The 18,740-nt window shown below is 60.3% G+C and carries 12 protein-coding genes; 7 read left to right on the top strand and 5 right to left on the bottom strand.

Annotated elements, in window-relative coordinates:
- Positions 1-138 precede the first annotated feature (138 nt).
- The 3 genes from CKW21_RS04120 to CKW21_RS04130 form a co-directional block, all read right to left on the bottom strand.
- Positions 139-3,813 carry a translocation/assembly module TamB domain-containing protein gene (locus CKW21_RS04120; RefSeq protein ID WP_095192886.1) on the bottom strand — a complete coding sequence of 1,225 codons (3,675 nt, stop codon included), beginning with the start codon at positions 3,811-3,813 and terminating at the stop codon, positions 139-141.
- A gap of 11 nt (positions 3,814-3,824) precedes the next feature.
- A complete protein-coding gene (locus CKW21_RS04125) occupies positions 3,825-5,552 on the bottom strand; it encodes an autotransporter assembly complex family protein (RefSeq protein WP_095192740.1) in 1,728 nt (575 codons plus the stop codon).
- Positions 5,553-5,631: 79 nt separating this feature from the next.
- Positions 5,632-6,282, bottom strand: a complete 651-nt coding sequence (locus CKW21_RS04130) for an N-acetyltransferase (RefSeq protein WP_095192741.1) — start codon at positions 6,280-6,282, stop codon at positions 5,632-5,634.
- 257 nt (positions 6,283-6,539) lie between these two features.
- Between CKW21_RS04130 and xthA the strand changes: the two genes are divergently transcribed.
- Entirely contained in the window at positions 6,540-7,352 is an 813-nt protein-coding gene (gene xthA, locus CKW21_RS04135) for an exodeoxyribonuclease III (protein ID WP_095192742.1), read from the top strand.
- Between the two features lie 190 nt (positions 7,353-7,542).
- Entirely contained in the window at positions 7,543-8,883 is a 1,341-nt protein-coding gene (locus CKW21_RS04140) for a substrate-binding domain-containing protein (protein ID WP_095192743.1), read from the top strand.
- 155 nt (positions 8,884-9,038) lie between these two features.
- Here the strand turns inward: CKW21_RS04140 and CKW21_RS04145 are convergent, their stop codons facing one another.
- Positions 9,039-10,268: an acyl-CoA dehydrogenase gene (locus tag CKW21_RS04145; RefSeq protein WP_095192744.1), complete on the bottom strand. Its 1,230-nt coding sequence runs from the start codon at positions 10,266-10,268 to the stop codon at positions 9,039-9,041.
- A 174-nt stretch (positions 10,269-10,442) separates the two neighbouring features.
- On the opposite strand from CKW21_RS04145, the gene CKW21_RS04150 reads away from it, so the two are divergent.
- The 3 genes from CKW21_RS04150 to CKW21_RS04160 all read left to right on the top strand — a co-directional run bounded on the left by CKW21_RS04150 (position 10,443) and on the right by CKW21_RS04160 (position 13,027).
- The gene (locus CKW21_RS04150) at positions 10,443-11,372 is read left to right on the top strand and encodes a LysR family transcriptional regulator (protein ID WP_095192745.1); all 930 of its coding nucleotides are present in this window, start codon (positions 10,443-10,445) and stop codon (positions 11,370-11,372) included.
- Between the two features lie 205 nt (positions 11,373-11,577).
- Positions 11,578-11,979: a MerR family DNA-binding transcriptional regulator gene (locus CKW21_RS04155; RefSeq protein WP_095192746.1), complete on the top strand. Its 402-nt coding sequence runs from the start codon at positions 11,578-11,580 to the stop codon at positions 11,977-11,979.
- 148 nt (positions 11,980-12,127) lie between these two features.
- Complete coding sequence (locus CKW21_RS04160; RefSeq protein WP_095192747.1) at positions 12,128-13,027, top strand: hydroxymethylglutaryl-CoA lyase; 900 nt, start codon at positions 12,128-12,130, stop codon at positions 13,025-13,027.
- A 680-nt stretch (positions 13,028-13,707) separates the two neighbouring features.
- Here the strand turns inward: CKW21_RS04160 and CKW21_RS04165 are convergent.
- Positions 13,708-15,405 carry an AMP-binding protein gene (locus CKW21_RS04165; RefSeq protein WP_095192748.1) on the bottom strand — a complete coding sequence of 566 codons (1,698 nt, stop codon included), beginning with the start codon at positions 15,403-15,405 and terminating at the stop codon, positions 13,708-13,710.
- 363 nt (positions 15,406-15,768) lie between these two features.
- Here CKW21_RS04165 and CKW21_RS04170 point away from each other — a divergent pair, with 363 nt between their 5' ends.
- Both CKW21_RS04170 and CKW21_RS04175 read left to right on the top strand, forming a co-directional pair.
- Complete coding sequence (locus CKW21_RS04170; protein WP_095192749.1) at positions 15,769-16,932, top strand: isovaleryl-CoA dehydrogenase; 1,164 nt, start codon at positions 15,769-15,771, stop codon at positions 16,930-16,932.
- A gap of 97 nt (positions 16,933-17,029) precedes the next feature.
- Positions 17,030-18,634: a carboxyl transferase domain-containing protein gene (locus CKW21_RS04175; RefSeq protein ID WP_095192750.1), complete on the top strand. Its 1,605-nt coding sequence runs from the start codon at positions 17,030-17,032 to the stop codon at positions 18,632-18,634.
- Positions 18,635-18,740 lie beyond the last annotated feature (106 nt).

Below are 18,740 nucleotides of genomic sequence, written 5' to 3' on the forward strand. Positions count from 1 at the left end.
TGACCAAAGGTGTCAGTTTTTGTGGCGCACACGCTGACGCCTTCGCGAGCAGGCTCGCTCCCACAGGTACGGTGTGATCCTTGTGGGAGCGAGCCTGCTCGCGAAGGGAGCAACTCGGTTTATGCAAGAAAACAGGGTCTAGAAATCCCGCTTGTAGAAGATGTCCAGCGAACTGGCCACGCCGCCCGCCGCTTCGAGGTAGACCTTTTTGCTCAGTTTGTAGCGCAAGGCGATGGTATTGGCCGGTTCGAACACGCCGACGCCATAGCGCAGGCTGAGCTTTTCGGAGAGGTTGCCGCTGGCGACCACGCTGGTGGTGTTGCCGCTGCCCTGGGTATCGAGCTGGAAATCCTCGATGCCCAGGTTCTTCGCGAGGCCGCCGGTCACCCCGGAACTGCCCATCAGCCCCAACCCGAGCGCCGCCTGGGCGAGCATGTTGTTGTCCTCGCCGCTGGTGCTCAGTGGACGCCCCAGCACCAGGTAAGACAGCGCCTGCTCCTGGCTCATGGCCGGCTCGGAGAAGATTTGCGTGGTCGGCTGCTCGGCACTGCCGCTCAAGCGAATACCGGCGATGACGTCATCGGTCTGGCGGATCGCCTCGATATCGAGGTACGGCTGGTCGATGGGACCGGCAAACAGCAGGCGCGCGCGGCGCACCGTGAGGCGCTGGCCGTAGGCACGATAACGTCCATCGTTGAGCCAAAGCTCGCCACGGGTATCCAGGTTGTCACCGATGTGCACCTGACCTTGCAGGTTCGCCGTAAGACCGAAACCGGCAAAGCTCAGTTTTTCCTCTCCGACCACCACATCGATGTCCATGACCGTGGCCATCGGTGGTTTGCCCTCTTCGGTCTGCTGGCCGATGATCACCGTGTCATCGGAGACCTTGACCGTCGACGGCGGCAACTCGCGAATGGTGATATCACCTTTGGGCACCCGCACTTTACCGGCGACCGCGAGCTTGTCGTCCTTGATCGAGATTTTCAGGTCCGGCGCCATTTCAAGCTTGGCGTAGGGTTCGACGGTGACCGGCAATTGCGAGCCCTTGAGCGCCAGGTCCACCACCAGTGCCTGGCCCCAGGCGATGCTGCCGTTAAGGCTGCCCTGCCCGGACTTGCCACTTTTCCAGCCGCCGTCGAGCTGCACGGTTTCACCGGCGATCACCGCCCGCAGCTGCAAAGCCTCGATCTCCATCGGCAACTCCGGCCCGGACATCTCGCCATCGCTGAGCAGCAGATTGCCGTTGACCTGCGGTGCCAGCAGCGTGCCTGCAAGGGTGCCACTGCCGTTCAAGCGCCCGGTCAGTTTCTCGACCATGGGCACGAACGGACGCGCCACCGACAGGTCCAGGCCGCTCAAGCGGAAGGAACCGGTCACGGGTTTGCTGTTCGCCAGCGGGTTGATCTGCGCCTGCACCATCAGTTCGCCGAGCTTGCCGCCGACGAAGTTCAGTTCGGTATCGATGCGCTTGGGCGTGAGTGTGCTGGTGAGTTTCAGGGTCTGGTACGGGAAGTCCAGCCACTGGTCCTTTTCCTTGACCCGCAACGTGCCGCCACTGGCGTCGATGCCGATCTGGCCGTTCGGGCCGCTGGCCGGAACATCCAATTGCACGTCAGCGTTGAGTCGGCCCTGCCAGGCAAAATCCTTCGGCAACCACTGGGCGAGGCTATCGATGGGAAATTGCTTGAGGTGATAACGCAGCTTCGGTTCAGGCATCAAGCGCTGATCCTCACCGCACAGACTGGCCGGCCCGGACATCCAGCAATGGGCGCCGAAGTTGATCTTGCCGTCGGCCAGGCGTTCCAGCTTCGCCGGGCCTTGCAGTTTCCAGTCCTGGCCACCGGCCTGAATATCGCCGCTGGCCAGACGTCCACGCCAATTGCCCTTGTCCAGCGCGCCGTCCAGCCCGAGGGCCAGTTTCAGCTTCGGCCCTTGCAGGTCGAGATTCAGCTTCTGGTTCTTGATGTCGCCCTGGCCGCTGGCGGTCAAGGTGCCGAGCGAGGTATCGCCGGTCTGGATGCCGCTGCCCTTGAGGTCGATTTTCGCCCGTTGTGCACTGTCGAGGGTGGCGTCCAGGTTCAGGCTTTGCAGGCGATGATCGGCGAATGCCAGTTGCGAACCTTGCAGCCCGAGTTTGCCTTGGGGGGCCTTGAGTGTGCCGGCGACATCGACCCGGCCATTGATCTGGCCGCGCAATTGCGGCCACAGCTGTGCCAGGCGCGGCAACTTGATGTCGATCTGCCCGACGAGTTTCTGTTGCAGGCTGCCCTTGCCGTTGATGCTGTTGTCACCGAGGCGAATTTGCAGCGCGTTCAGATTCCATTGCTCGCCACCGCCATCGGCCTTGGCTTGCAGCACGGCCGGTTGGCCACGCAGTTTGCCCTTCAGATCAAGGTCGGCGTTGAGGCTGAGCGTTTCATTCTTCATTTCGCCTTTGCTGCGCAACGGTCCGGCAAGAGTGCCCGGCAGTTCCGCGACCCAGTACGCCGGGTTGATCGCCGAAAGATCCAGCGCGGTGTCCCAGGCAATGCCATCGGCGAATTGCAGGTTCAGGTGCCCCTCTGCCTTGCCCTGCCCGGCGGTCAATTGAATCTGTTGCAGATAGATTTTCGTCAGGTCGCCGGCGAACGGGCTGGTCAGGCTGAATGCACCGGCCGGGCCGTCCAGCGCGGCATCGAAGTGGCCGAGGTACTTGCCGTCGGTGTAGGAGACTTCGCCTTTGAAGGTGCGCAAGGCGACTTCGGGCTCGTCAATCAGCGGATACAGGCGGTGCCACGGAAAATCCAGCCAATCGACTTTTGCTTCGGCACTCAAGCCTTTGCTCCAGTCCAGTTGCCCGGTGAGCTTGAGGCTTTGCTTGTCGCTGGCTGTCAAATCCAGCGCGGCGATCTGCGCGCCGTTGGCGTCGACCTTGCCTTGCAGCAGCAGCGCCACCGGGCCTTGCTCGGCAGGCAACGTGGCTTTACCGAGCAACTGATAACCGTTTTTCAGATCGCCAGCGCCGCTGACCTCAAGCTGATTGAGTAACAGCGTGTCCGGCAAGTCGGCACTGGCCTTGAAGCCGTCCGCGGTGATGCGCACCTTGGCTGGCAAGTTCTCCACCAGCGGTTGCAGTTCGCCGCTCAGCTGTCCGTTCAGATAGCCGCTGCTGTCGGCTTTCAGGTTCAGGGTTTTGAGCAGGTCGCCATCGACCTTCAGGGCCAGCGCCCACGGTTCAGTACCCGGCGCCGGCAGGGTCAATTTGCCTTCAGCCTTGAGCGGCCAGTTGCCGGTCGGTTGCAGCAGGCCAGACAGATTCAGGCTCAGCTCGTCGCGTTGCAGTCGTACCGAATCGATCTGCAAGCCGTTGACCGTCCAGTGCGCCGCCAATTGCAGGCCTTTAAGCTGTTCGCTGCCATTGAACAGCAGGCTGCCAACCTGAATGTCCCCCAATTCGAGCGCCACGGGCAGCTGCAAATCCGGAAGACTGATCGGCCCGCCGCTCTCTTCCTGCGCACCGGGCGGGAATTGCAGGCTGACCTGATCAGCCTTCAACTGCTCGATACACAAGGTCATGCGCGTCAGGCACAACGGCGACCAGGCGAAAATCACCTTGTCCAGCTCGACACGGCTGGTGTCTTGCTGCCACAGAACACGATCGGCGCTCCATTGCCCGCCCAAGCGCCCCTGGAAATTATCCAGGCTCAACCCCGGTACAAAGCCGAGCGCCCAGCGACTGCCCGTCGCCGTCCCCAGCACCGTGGTCAGCGTCAAAACCACCAACAGCAGCAGCGCCGTGATCGCCAGCAGCGTTACTTTCAAGCCACGCTTCACAAAAACAGGCTTCACAACTCAGGCCCCATGGAAAAGTGCAGTCGAATGCCACCATCGTCGTCCATCGCATGGGCCAGGTCGAGGCGGATCGGCCCCACCGGCGAGACCCAGCGTACGCCGATACCGACCCCGGTCTTGAGGTTCGGCAGTTCGAGGGTATTGAAGGCGTTGCCTTGGTCGATAAAGGTCGCAACCCGCCATTTTTCAGCGACGGAGTACTGATACTCGGCACTGGCGGTGACCATGTAACGGCCGCCGATGCGATCGCCCTGGTTGTTTTCCGGAGACAGGCTCTGGTAGTCGTAACCGCGCACGCTCTGGTCGCCACCGGCAAAGAACCGCAGCGAAGGCGGTATCGATTTATAGCCGTTGGTGGCACTGCCGCCAACCTGTACCCGACCGAGCAAACGGTGCTTGTCGAACACCGTGGTCAGGCCTTTGACCAGCGCCGTGCCGTACAGCAAGTTATTGTCCGAGCCTAAGCCTTCCTTGGCCACTTTGGTTTCGAACTCCAGACGATAGCCGTTGTGCGGATCGATGCGATTGTCGCTTTTGAGGTACGAATAGCTCACGCCGGGCATCAGCAAGGTGCTGAGCCCGGAGTCATCGCCGAGCCGGTATTCCTCGCGTTGCCACTTGAGCGACACCACCCGCTGCCAGCCGCTGGGTAACTTGCTGTGCCATTCCGGGCCCAGCGTCAGCAATTTGCTGAGGCTATCCTTGTCGGCGATTTCTTCGTTCTGATAACCACCGGCGAAACGCAGTTTGTCGGTCAGCGGTGGGTCCAGCGGGATGTCATAGAAGACGCCGACGTTTTGCCGCGGTGCTGAGATTTCGGTTTCCCAGCCATAGCTGTGGCCCTGTGGATTGACCCAGTGGCGGGTCCAGTTGGCCTTGACCCGTGGGCCGACGTCGGTGGAATAGCCCAGGCCCAGGCCCATGGTTCGCGGCTTGCGGGTTTCCAGTTTGACGTCCACCGGGATAACGTCACTTTTGGCTGTCGTGGGTGTGGCATCCACCCGCACGCTCTCGAAATAACCGCTCGATTGCATCGCTTGACTGAGTTCGGCGATCAGTTCGGAGTCATAGGGCGTGCCGGCCTTGAACGGCACCATGCGTTGCAGCAGATCCTCGTCGAACGGCGTGTCGCCCTCGAAGCTGACCTTGCCCAGGGCATAACGCGGGCCGCTGTCGTAGATCAGTTCGATATCGGCCACACCGGCCCGCGGGTCGACAGACAGCTTCGAACGGGTAAAACGGCCGCTGAAAAAACCGTAGCGCGAGGCCTGGTTCTGGATCAGGCGCTTGGCGTCGTCGTACTGGCCATGGTTAAGCACGGCACCGGTTTGCAGCGCATGGCTCTTGGGCACACGAAAGGCTTTGAGGGACGCCGCCGGGCCGTCGACACGGATGGTGACGTTGCGCAAATGCACCGGCTCGCCGGGCTCGATGTTGAGTATCAGGCGCGGCGTCTTGCCGCCCTTCACATCGCTGTCAATCTGCGGCTGGTAATAACCCAGGGCCTGGGCAGCCTTGCGCGCCTGCTCTTCGGCGCCACGACTGAAGCGCAACAAGGCTTCTTCGTCACGATCGCCGAGACTGCCGATATAGCCCTCTATATTGGCTTTCAGTGCATCGTTGGACGGTTTGATCCGCACATCCAATTCACTTTGGGCCAGTGCCGCGCAGCTGCTGATCAGCATGAGCACGCCACTGGTAATTCTTCCTGGAAACTTCATAGGCGCGGATGCTATCACGGGCATGGATCACGAACATGGGAGCGTGATAGAGCCTGGCGTTGCTGGAAAGTTCTCGCTCTTATGCCGAGGCGGTTTGTACGACCTGAGGATTGGCGTGGAAAAACACATGCTCGCGAATCGGTCCTACGGCCACCTCGCCGATTTCCTCATAACCCTGTCGCTTGTAGAACTCCAGATAGCGCGGATTGCCGGTATCGAGCATCACCCCCTGAGAGCTTTCATCCACCGCGCACCAGTTATGCACCGCTTGCAGCAATTGCTCGCCGAAGTGTTTGCCCTGGAATTGCGGATGAATCCCCAGCAACGGCAGGACATGCACCGCGTCGGACGGGCTGCACGCCGCGACGGCATCGTGATACTCCAGGTAGCGCCGGGTGCAGCGAAAGCCAGTGCTGAGCACCATCCGCAGGCGCCAGGCCCAACTTTCGGTGATGCCCAGCCGACGTTGCGGCGGCGCGATCAGGGCGATGCCGATCAAACGGTCGTTGACCAACAGGCCGATGGCCGGCAAGTCCTGCAGGAAGTGCTGCTTGACCAGTTCCCGTACGGTGGCGCGCACCCGTTGTTCATAGCCGGGGCGTTCCGACTCGAACAGGTAACTGAACGTCGGCTCGTGCCGGTAAGCCTGGTACAACAACGAACGCGCTTCGCGGGAATAGCCGCTGTCGAGCATGTGGATATCGGCGATGGCGGTGGAAGTTTCGGGCATGACGGATGATCTCCCCGGCGCGGCTCGGGTGGCTGCGCTCTTTCTTATGGGTACGAGCCTGGCGGCAGGATTTACCTGCAACATAGAATCTCCCACAAAGGTATAGACCAGACTCGAAACCTGTGGGAGCGGGCCTGCTCGCGAAGAGGCCGGCACTGCCAATGAAGATCTGACTGAAGAAGGCAAATCCCCTCCCCCAACACTGGCCCCATTGCACCATGTCAGCTAGCATCGCCCTTTTGCCAGGACTGCCGACCATGAAGATTGTCTCCTTCAACATCAACGGGCTGCGCGCCCGTCCCCATCAGCTGGCGGCGCTGATTGAAAAGCACCAGCCCGATGTGATCGGCCTGCAGGAAACCAAGGTCCACGATGATCAGTTTCCGCTCGAAGAAATCAAGGCCCTGGGCTATCACGTGTATTTCCACGGGCAAAAGGGGCATTACGGCGTGGCCCTGCTCTCGCGTCAGGAGCCGATTGCGTTGCACAAAGGTTTCGCCACCGATGAAGAAGACGCGCAGCGGCGCTTCATCTGGGGCACATTCGCCGACGCCAATGGCGTTCCGGTGACCATCATGAACGGCTATTTCCCACAAGGTGAAAGCCGCGACCACCCGACCAAATTCCCGGCCAAGCAACGTTTCTACAGCGATTTGCAGCAACTGCTGGAAAGCCAGTTCAAGAACGAACAGCCGCTGGTGGTCATGGGCGATGTGAACATTTCCCCGGAAGACTGCGACATCGGGATTGGCCCGGACAACATGAAGCGCTGGCTGAAAACCGGCAAATGCAGCTTCCTGCCGGAAGAGCGCGAGTGGATGGCCCGCTTGAAAAACTGGGGCCTGGTGGACAGCTTCCGTCACCTCAACCCTGATGTGGCCGATCGTTTCAGCTGGTTCGACTACCGCAGTCGCGGTTTTGAAGACGAGCCCAAGCGCGGCCTGCGCATCGACTTGATCCTGGCGTCCCACGGCTTGCTGTCTCGGGTCAAGGATGCGGGCGTGGACTACGAGCTGCGCGGCATGGAGAAACCGTCGGATCATGCACCGATCTGGCTTGAATTGAGCTGATCTCAAGCACAGCGCAATTCCCCCCTTGTGGGAGCGAGCCTGCTCGCGAAGGCGGCGGATCTATCGACATCTCTTTTGGATGACAAACCGCATTCGCGAGCAGGCTCGCTCCCACAAGGGAAAGCGTCATATTTCGGAAACCTTACTGACTTAATCTCCCGGCACCTCTTTCGCTATGTAAGGTGCCGGCATGACACTGCGCGTGTTGTTCCTGTTGATGCTGTGCAACTGGCTGCCGTTGACGGCCTCGGCCAGCGGTTTGCCGACGCCCGAACAAGGCCCGGTGCTGCGCATCCAGGGTTCCAACACCATCGGCGCGGCATTGGGCCCGGCGTTGGTCGAAGGCTTGATGCGCCAACAGGGCCTTGTCAAAGTACACGCCGAGGCTGCGGACAACGCCAATGAACTGCGGATCGTCGGTGAAACCGCACAGGGACGCCGGGTCGAGGTAGAGCTGGCGGCTCATGGTTCCAGCACCGGCTTCAGCGCGCTGAAAACCGGCAGCGCCGATCTGGCGGCCTCATCACGTCCGATCAAGGATCGGGAGGTGGCTGACCTGAAGTCACTGGGTGATCTGAAAAGCCCTGGTGCCGAACAGGTCATCGCCATCGACGGCCTGGCGATCATCCTTCACCCGCAGAACCCGCTGAACCAACTCGACACCGTGCAACTGGCGCGTATTTTCAGTGGCGAAGTCAACACCTGGGAAGAACTCGGCGGCAGCGGCGGGACGATTCATCTGTATGCGCGGGATGATCAGTCAGGCACCTACGACACCTTCAAGGAACTGGTCCTCAGTGGCCACGGGAAAACCCTCAGCGGCAGCGCGAAACGCTTCGAGTCCAGCGAACAGTTGTCCGACGCGGTCAGCCTCGACCCGCAAGGCATCGGTTTCATTGGTTTGCCTTACGTGCGCCAGGCCAAAGCCGTGGCGATTGTCGATGGTCAATCCCAGGCCATGCTGCCGCAGGGCAGCCTGATTGCCACCGAAGACTATCCGCTGTCCCGCCGCTTGTTCTTTTACCTGCCGCCAAACGGAAAAAATCCCTGGGCCGAGGCACTGGTGGCCTTCGCCCAAAGCAGCCAGGGCCAGGCGATCGTTGCCGCCAACGGTTTCATCGCCCAGACCGTGCAGGCCATGGCCGTCACCCCCAATGCGCTGATGCCCGAGGGTTATCAGGGACTCAGTCGCCACGCCCAACGACTGAGCGTCAACTTTCGCTTCGAAGAAGGCAGCGCCAGCCTCGACAACAAGGCCCGGCAAGACCTGTCACGGGTACTCGACTATATAAAGCAACATGACAAAACCGATCGACAGGTCACGCTGGTGGGTTTTGGCGATGCCAAGAGCGACCCGGCGCGTGCCGACCTGTTGTCGAAACTGCGGGCCATGGCGGTACGGCGGGAACTGGTGAAAAGCGGCGTGGTGTTGCGCGAGATTCGCGGCTTCGGCGCCGAAATGCCGGTGGCGGCCAACAACGCGGATGAAGGGCGGATCAAAAATCGGCGGGTGGAGGTTTGGGTGTATTGAATTGAAATGCTGACCAATGTGGCGAGGGAGCTTGCTCCCGCTGGGTCGCGAAGCGGCCCCCAATCAGGTAACCCGGTCGTATCAGATGCGCCGGGTTGTCTGATTTGCGGTTGCTGCGCAACCGAGCGGGAGCAAGCTCCCTCGCCACAGAGGACTTACTGCCCGCTACGCAGCATCTCTTTAGGCACGTACTTGCCGATTTCGAACTTGCCGATCGCCGCGCGGTGCACTTCGTCCGGGCCATCGGCCAGGCGCAGGGTGCGTTGCATCGCATACATGTAGGCCAGCGGGAAATCGTTCGACACCCCTGCCCCGCCATGGATCTGGATCGCCCGGTCGATCACCCGCAAGGCCACGTTCGGCGCCACCACCTTGATCTGCGCGATTTCGCTCTTCGCCACTTTGTTGCCGACGGTGTCCATCATGTACGCCGCTTTCAACGTCAACAGGCGGGCCATGTCGATTTCCATCCGCGAGTCGGCGATCTTGTCGATGTTGCCGCCCAGGCGCGCCAGCGGCTTACCGAACGCGGTGCGGTTCACCGAGCGTTTGCACATCAGTTCCAGCGCGCGCTCAGCCATGCCGATCGAGCGCATGCAGTGGTGAATCCGGCCTGGGCCAAGGCGACCTTGAGCAATCTCGAAGCCGCGTCCTTCGCCCAGCAGGACGTTTTCGTACGGCACCCGTACGTTTTCAAACAGCACTTCGGCGTGACCGTGGGGTGCATCGTCATAACCGAACACCGGCAGCGGACGCACGATTTTCACGCCGGGGGTATCGACCGGAACCAGAATCATCGAATGTTGCGCGTGGCGTGGCGCGTCGGGATTGCTCAGCCCCATGAAGATCAGGATCTTGCAACGTGGGTCACAGGCGCCGGAAGTCCACCATTTCTTGCCGTTGATCACCCATTCGTCGCCATCACGCACTGCGCGGGCCGCCATGTTGGTGGCATCGGAGGACGCAACGTCCGGTTCGGTCATGGCGAACGCCGAGCGGATCTCGCCGCGCAGCAGTGGTTCCAGCCAGCGTTGTTTCTGTTCTTCGTTGGCGTAACGCACCAGCACTTCCATGTTGCCGGTGTCCGGCGCCGAGCAGTTGAACGGCTCCGGCCCCAGCAACGAGCGGCCCATGATTTCCGCCAGCGGCGCGTATTCAAGGTTGGTCAGGCCGGCGCCGAGCTCGGACTCAGGCAGAAACAAATTCCACAAGCCTTCGGCCTTGGCCTTGAGTTTGAGTTCTTCCATGATCGCGGTCGGCTGCCAGCGATCGCCTTCGGCAACCTGGCGCTCGAACACGGCTTCGGCGGGATAGACGTAGGTGTCCATGAACGCGGTCACGCGCTCACGCAGTTCTTGCACCTTGGGCGAATAAGCGAAATCCATGGGCAGCTCTACCTTTTCGAGGGTTTCAGAGGAGTTGTTCAAGACATGCGATCGATGCTAGAACAGCTACGAAAATTTACCTAGCCTATTCTCGGCGTGTATTAACATTCATCACCGATATATGATCGACTGATAGCCAAGGCTACCCGTCCACACAATAAGAGAGCCGCGTAAATGAATCTGAGCAAGGTCGACCTCAACCTTTTCATCGTCTTCGACGCGATCTACACCGAAGCCAACCTGACCCGCGCCGGGCAGATTGTCGGCATTACCCAACCCGCGGTGTCGAACGCACTGGCCCGCCTGCGCGAGACCTTCAACGATCCGCTGTTCGTCCGCACCGCCCAGGGCATGGTGCCCACGCCGATGGCGCAGAACATCATCGGCCCCGTGCGTAACGCCCTTTCGCTGTTGCGGGTATCGGTCCAGGAAAGCCGCATTTTCAACCCGCTGCAGGCGGTGAAGACGTACCGCATCAGCATGACCGACCTGACCGAAGCGGTGATCCTGCCGCCGCTGTTCCAGCGCCTGCGCCGCCTCGCACCGACGGTGATCATCGAAAGCTTCCTGTCCAAGCGCCGTGAGACCACCAAGGAGCTGGCGGCCGGTCGCCTCGATTTCGCCGTGGACGCACCGCTCAACACCGACCCGCAGGTGCGCCACGTCAAGTTGATGGAAGACCGCTACGTCTGTGCGATGCGCAAAGGGCACCCGCTGGCGGCCAAGGATAAATTCACCCTGGACGATTACCTGGGCCTGACCCACATCCATATTTCCAGCCGTCGCAGCGGCCTGGGTCATGTCGACCTGGCCCTGGGCAAGATGGGCATCCAGCGCAAGATCGCCCTGCGCTCCCAGCATTACCTGATGGCTTCACAAGTGTTGCAGCAGACCGATATGGTGATGACCGTCCCGGAACGCTTCGCCCGCCGTAACGACCTGCACGCCTTCAGCCTGCCGGTCAACGATGTGCCGCCGGTGGAAACCCACCTCTACTGGCACGAAAGCACCGACCAGGACCCGGCCAACCGCTGGATGCGCGAACAGATGATCGAGCTGTGCCAGCAGGTGACGGCGCATGAGAAGAAGCTGGAGAAGGTATAAGGCTTTACACCGCAGCGGACTCTTCGCGAGCCGGCTCGCTCCCACAGGGATCTCTGTTTTACACAAATATTGTGTTCACTGAAGATCCGATGTGGGAGCGAGCCGGCTCGCGAAGAGTCCGCTGAGAACACTGAAAAACCCTGCCCCTTGACGTAAACGTCAACCTGCCATTAGCTTAGCGCCATGACCTTTTGCGAGCGCTTCCATGAGCAGCCAGACCTACAGCATTTCCGACCTCGCCCGCGAGCTCGACATCACCACCCGGGCCATTCGCTTCTATGAAGAGCAAGGCCTGCTCAGCCCCGAACGCCGTGGTCAGGAACGCATCTATTCGCCCCGTGACAAAGTCAGCCTGAAGCTGATCCTGAGGGGCAAGCGCATCGGTTTTTCCCTGGCCGAATGCCGCGAATTGATCGAACTCTATGACCCGTCCAGCGGTAACACCAAGCAATTGCACAGCATGCTGGCCAAGATCAGCGAGCGTCGGGAACAGCTGGAACAGCAACTGCTGGACATCGAACAGATGAAACTGGAGCTTGATACCGCTGAAGAGCGCTGTGTGCAGGCGCTGGAGCAAACCCTCAAGAGCCAGGAGGCGATTCAATAGATCAACACCTTCCCTTGTGGGAGCGGGCTTGCCCGCGATGAGGGCATGACATTCAACATTGATGCCGACTGACCCACCGCCATCGCGGGCAAGCCCACTCCCACAGGGTTCTTCGAGCATTCAGAAAATTCAGCACAGGTCGAACCCCATGTCCCTCCCAACCCATGTACGCCTTGTCGAAGTCGGTCCCCGCGACGGTCTGCAAAACGAAGCCCAACCCATCAGCGTCGCCGACAAGGTGCAACTGGTCGACGCGCTCACGGCTGCGGGCCTGGGCTATATAGAAGTCGGCAGTTTCGTCTCGCCCAAATGGGTGCCGCAGATGGCGGGCTCCGCCGATGTCTTCGCGCAGATCCAACGCAAGCCGGGCGTCACCTATGGCGCCCTCGCGCCCAACTTGCGCGGTTTTGAGGATGCCCTCGCCTGCGGGGTCAAGGAAGTGGCTGTGTTCGCAGCGGCTTCCGAAGCCTTTTCCCAGCGCAACATCAATTGCTCGATCAGCGAAAGCCTGGAGCGTTTCGTGCCGATCATGGACGCCGCGAAACAGCATGGCGTGACGGTGCGCGGTTACGTGTCCTGTGTGCTGGGCTGCCCCTATGAAGGTAACGTCGCCCCCGAGCAAGTCGCCCGGGTCGCCCGCGAGCTCTACGCCATGGGCTGCTACGAAGTCTCGCTGGGCGACACCATCGGCACCGGCACCGCTGGCGCGACCCGCAGGATGTTCGAGGTGGTATCGGCCGATGTGCCGCGGGAAAAGCTGGCCGGGCATTTCCACGACACTTATGGCCAGGCCATGGCCAACATTTACGCCAGCCTGCTGGAAGGGATCTCGGTGTTCGACAGCTCCATCGCCGGGCTCGGAGGCTGCCCTTACGCCAAGGGCGCCAGCGGTAACGTCGCCACCGAAGACGTGGTTTACCTGCTCAACGGCCTCGGCATCGAAACGGGGATCGACCTGGACGCGCTGATCCTGGCCGGCCAGCAAATTTGCTCCGTGCTGGGGCGACCGACGGGTTCGCGTGTGGCCAAGGCTCGTAGTGCGCAGTGAGTGTGCGGGTTGTGTCCGGGTGTTACCGCCCACACTGAAAACGTGGGCGGGAACGAGTAACACGGAAACAAATTGTCAGGGATTCCCTGAGAGAAAAATCCTACAAAATATTAAGTCGTTGATTTAAAAGGATTTTTAAAAGTTGGCACGGCTTCTGCTATCTCTATGGCATAACAAGAACAAAAAAAGCAGCAAAGCTAATAAAAATAAGACGTAACGACTCTGACATAACAAAAACAACACGGCAGAGACGCAGCTAACAGATTTTTTTGGAGAAGGTGTGCTTTTCAGGGTGCTTTTCGGAGTAACCCGCAACCGGGCAGAGAACAATAAAACTACCTTCAGGTAGCTCCCGAACTGGTTGGATCGCTCAGCGAAAAAGTAGATCAGCGCTCAAAAAAATACGTTTGCTCTTGATCCCGGATGGGGATCGCCAAAAACAGCGGTAAAGGGCAACGGTTGCCAAAAACAAAAACAGACCGCCCCTCAATAATAAAAAAAGAGCACACGCAACGAAAATTAAAGGGGAGCTTCGGCTCCCCTTTGTGCTGTCTGCGATTTGGTTTTTTACCACCGCCCCGTGGGAGCGAGCCTGCTCGCGAAAGCGGTGGTTCAGTCGACATCCATATTGAATGTGCTATCGCCTTGGCGAGCAGGCTCGCTCCCACAAGAGGAATGAGTCAGGCATTGTTGATGCGCAACTCCTCGATACTGATCTCGCGCATCCTGAATTTCTGGATCTTGCCGGTCACGGTCATCGGGAATTCTTCCACGAACTTGAAGTAACGCGGCGTCTTGAAGTGTGCGATACGCTCCTTGCACCAGGCTTGCAGCTCTTGCTCGGTGGCGCTGTGGCCGGGGTGGAACTTGATCCAGGCAACGATCTCTTCGCCGTAGCGCGAGCAAGGAATGCCGATCACCTGCACGTCAGCCACGGCCGGGTGGGTAAAGAAGAATTCCTCCAGCTCCCGCGGATAGATATTCTCACCACCGCGAATGATCATGTCCTTGTTGCGACCGGCAATGCACACGTAGCCCTCGTCGTTCATGCTCGCCAGGTCGCCGGTGTGCATCCACCCGGCCTGATCGATCGCTTCGGCGGTGCCTTGCGGGTTGTTCCAGTAGCCGAGCATCACGCTATAGCCCCGGGTGCACAGTTCGCCGATGGTGCCGCGTGGTACCGGATTGCCCGCCTCGTCGATGATCTTGCTTTCGAGCTGCGGCTGAGTACGGCCGACGGTGGTAACACGCAGTTCAAGATCGTCCATTGGGCCGGTCTGTAACGACACCGGACTGGTTTCCGTCATGCCATAGGCAATCTGCACTTCGATCATGTGCATTTCGTTGATGACCCGGCGCATCACTTCGATCGGGCACGTCGCCCCGGCCATGATCCCGGTGCGCAGGCTCGACAGGTCGAACTCGGCGCGTTGCGGTTGATCGAGCATGGCGATGAACATGGTCGGCACACCGTAAAGCGCGGTGGCTTTTTCCTGGGCGACAGTGCTCAGGGTCAACAGTGGATCGAAAGCATCGTTGGGGTAAATCATCGTGCTGCCGTGGGTGATGCAACCCAGATTGCCCATGACCATGCCGAAGCAGTGATACAACGGCACCGGAATCACCAGGCGATCGGCGACCGTCAGGCCGAGGCTTTCACCGACCATGTAACCGTTGTTGAGAATGTTGTAGTGACTGAGGGTCGCGCCCTTGGGGAAGCCGGTGGTACCGGAGGTGTACTGGATGTTCACCGCCTGGTCGAAATGCAGGCTGCCCTGGCGCTCGTGCAATTGTTCGTCCGACACGCCGCCGGCCAGATCGTCCAGTTGCGACCACGGCAAGAACCCGCTTGGCGGTTGCGCATCCAGGCTGATGACGCCCCGCAACTCGGGCAAGCGTTCGCTCTGTAGCTTGCCGATGGACTGCTCCGCCAGTTCCGGCACCAGGCCTTGCAACATGGCGTGATAGTTGGAGGTCTTGAAGGCCCCGGCACACACCAGCCATTGGCAACCGGATTGCTTCAACACGTATTCGAGTTCGGAACTGCGGTAGGCCGGGTTGATGTTGACCAGGATCACGCCGATCTTCGCGGTGGCGATCTGGGTGATGCACCATTGAGCGCAGTTCGGCGCCCAAATACCCAGACGATCACCGGTCTGCAGGCCCAGCGCCAGCAGTGCCTTGGCGTGCAGGTCGGCAGCCTCCGCCAATTGCCGCCAGGTGTATCGCAGCTGCTGATGGCGCACGACCAGCGCTTCCCCGTTCGGGTACTTTGCCACCGTGTTGTCGAACGCCTGGCCGATGGTCATCGCCAGCAAGGCTTTGTCCTGGGAACCACGGGTGTAACTACGCTGCGGATTTGCACTGGGTTGATCCATGACGACCCCTATTGTCTTTATTAACGGGCTATTCGCGGACGACCATTGTGGGAGTGACTGTGGCGAGGGGATTTATCCCCGTTGGGGCGCGAAGCGACCCTAAATCAATGATTGCGTTTTTTCAGATACACCGCATTCACTGGTTTTACGACTGCTTCGCAGTCGAACGGGGATAAATCCCCTCGCCACAGCTCGCTCCCACAGGGTTGGTTCGCGTTCTATCTTGAACTGCCTCTACTCTCGCTCAAGTTGACGTTAACGTAAAGGGTGATTGACAGCCTTTCGTCACAGGCTTACGTTAACGTAAAGGTGAGAGCCGAATCATTGCCCTCCCCACCCTACAAAAAAGCCAAAAGGTGCCCCATGAGCTACCCATCCCTGAATTTTGCCCTCGGTGAAACCATCGACATGCTGCGCGATCAGGTTCAGTCCTTCGTCGCCAAAGAGATCGCCCCTCGCGCCGCTCAGATCGACACCGACAACCTGTTCCCCGCCGACCTGTGGCGCAAATTCGGCGACATGGGCCTGCTGGGCATCACTGTTCCGGAAGAATACGGCGGCGCCGGCCTGGGTTATCTGGCCCACGTGGTGGTGATGGAAGAAATCAGCCGTGGCTCGGCCTCGGTTGCCCTGTCCTATGGCGCGCACTCCAACCTCTGCGTCAACCAGATCAACCGCAACGGCACCCACGAACAGAAATCCAAATACCTGCCGAAGCTGATCAGCGGCGAGCACATCGGTGCCCTGGCCATGAGCGAACCGAACGCCGGTTCCGACGTGGTATCGATGAAACTGCGCGCGGACAAGCGCGGCGACAAATATGTTCTCAACGGCAGCAAGACCTGGATCACCAACGGTCCGGACGCCAACACCTATGTGATCTATGCCAAGACCGACCTGGAAAAGGGTCCTCACGGCATCACCGCCTTCATTGTCGAGCGCGACTGGAAAGGCTTCAGCCGCAGCAACAAGTTCGACAAGCTCGGCATGCGCGGTTCGAACACTTGCGAACTGTTCTTCGATGACGTCGAAGTGCCGGAAGAAAACATCCTCGGCGTGCTCAACGGTGGCGTGAAGGTGCTGATGAGCGGCCTCGACTACGAGCGCGTCGTACTCTCGGGCGGCCCGACCGGGATCATGCAAGCCTGCATGGACCTGATCGTGCCCTACATCCACGACCGCAAGCAGTTCGGCCAAAGCATCGGCGAGTTCCAGCTGATCCAGGGCAAGGTTGCCGACATGTACACCCAGCTCAACGCCAGCCGCGCCTACCTGTACGCGGTGGCCCAGGCCTGCGAGCGCAACGAAACCGCACGCAAGGACGCCGCCGGCGTGATCCTCTACAGCGCCGAACGCGCCACGCAAATGGCCCTCGACGCGATCCAGATTCTCGGTGGCAACGGCTACATCAACGAATTCCCGGCCGGTCGTCTGCTGCGTGACGCCAAGCTGTACGAAATCGGCGCTGGCACCAGTGAGATCCGTCGCATGCTGATCGGTCGTGAACTGTTTAACGAGACGAAATGAATTTCGTCAGCTGCAAGCCACAAGCTTCAAGCGACAAGCAGAAGCTTTCCTCTTGCAGCTTGAAGCTTGCCGCTTACAGCTGCTTACGGAGTAAGCCATGATTTTGCATACCCAGCTCAACCCCCGTTCAGCGGAGTTCGCCGCCAACAGCGCGGCGATGCTCAAACAGGTCGACGCGCTGCACACCCTGCTTGCCCAAGTGGCGCAAGGTGGCGGCCCGAAGGCCCAGGAACGCCATACTTCGCGGGGCAAACTGCTGCCCCGTGAACGCATCAATCGCCTGCTGGATCCGGGCTCGCCGTTTCTGGAGATCAGCCAACTGGCGGCCTATGAGGTGTACGGCGAAGACGTTCCAGCCGCTGGCGTGATTGCCGGGATTGGCCGCGTGGAAGGCGTCGAATGCATGATCGTCGCCAACGACGCCACGGTTAAAGGTGGCTCGTACTACCCGCTGACCGTGAAAAAACACCTGCGCGCCCAGACCATCGCCCAGCAGAACCGTTTGCCGTGCATCTATCTGGTGGACTCCGGTGGCGCCAACCTGCCGCGTCAGGATGAAGTGTTCCCGGACCGCGAGCACTTCGGCCGGATCTTCTTCAACCAGGCCAACATGAGCGCCATGGGCATTCCGCAGATTGCCGTGGTGATGGGCTCCTGTACCGCTGGCGGCGCCTATGTGCCGGCGATGGCCGACGAAGCGATCATGGTTCGCGAGCAAGCGACGATTTTCCTCGCCGGTCCGCCGCTGGTAAAAGCCGCGACCGGTGAAGTGGTCAGCGCCGAAGACCTGGGCGGGGCCGATGTGCATTGCAAGATTTCCGGGGTGGCCGACCATTACGCCGAAAGCGATGAGCATGCGCTGGCCATCGCCCGCCGCAGTGTCGCCAACCTCAACTGGCGCAAACTCGGCGAAGTGCAGCAACGCACGCCCATCGCCCCGCTCTACAGCAGCGACGAGTTGTACGGCGTGGTGTCGGCCGATGCCAAGCAGCCGTTCGACGTACGCGAAGTGATTGCGCGGCTGGTCGATGGCTCGGTGTTCGATGAGTTCAAGGCCTTGTTCGGGACGACGCTGGTGTGCGGTTTTGCCTACCTGCACGGTTACCCGATCGCGATCCTGGCCAACAACGGCATCCTCTTCGCCGAAGCGGCGCAAAAAGGCGCGCACTTCATCGAGCTGGCCTGCCAGCGCGGCATCCCGTTGCTGTTCCTGCAAAACATCACCGGCTTCATGGTCGGGCAGAAATACGAAGCCGGCGGCATTGCCAAGCACGGTGCAAAACTGGTGACCGCCGTGGCGTGCGCCAAGGTGCCGAAATTCACCGTGATCATCGGCGGCAGTTTCGGTGCCGGCAACTACGGCATGTGCGGTCGGGCCTACGACCCGCGCTTCCTCTGGATGTGGCCGAATGCGCGCATCGGCGTGATGGGTGCCGAACAGGCCGCCGGCGTACTGGTGCAGGTCAAGCGCGAACAGGCCGAGCGCGGTGGTCATGGTTTCAGCGCCGAACAGGAAGCCGAGATCAAGCAACCGATCCTCGACCAGTACGAAGAACAGGGCCACCCCTACTATTCCAGCGCTCGCTTGTGGGACGACGGCGTCATTGACCCGGCACAAACCCGTGATGTCCTGGGCCTGGCCTTGTCGGCATCGCTGAATGCGCCAATCGAACCGAGCCGCTTCGGCGTGTTCCGGATGTGATTTTTTGTGGGAGCGAGCCTGCTCGCGAAGGCTTCACCGCGGTTCATCTACAGTACCGCGTGATCGTTCTTCGCGAGCAGGCTCGCTCCCACAAGGACCGTGGAGA

It is taken from the genome of Pseudomonas sp. Irchel 3A7 (assembly GCF_900187565.1).
Classification (GTDB): domain Bacteria; phylum Pseudomonadota; class Gammaproteobacteria; order Pseudomonadales; family Pseudomonadaceae; genus Aquipseudomonas.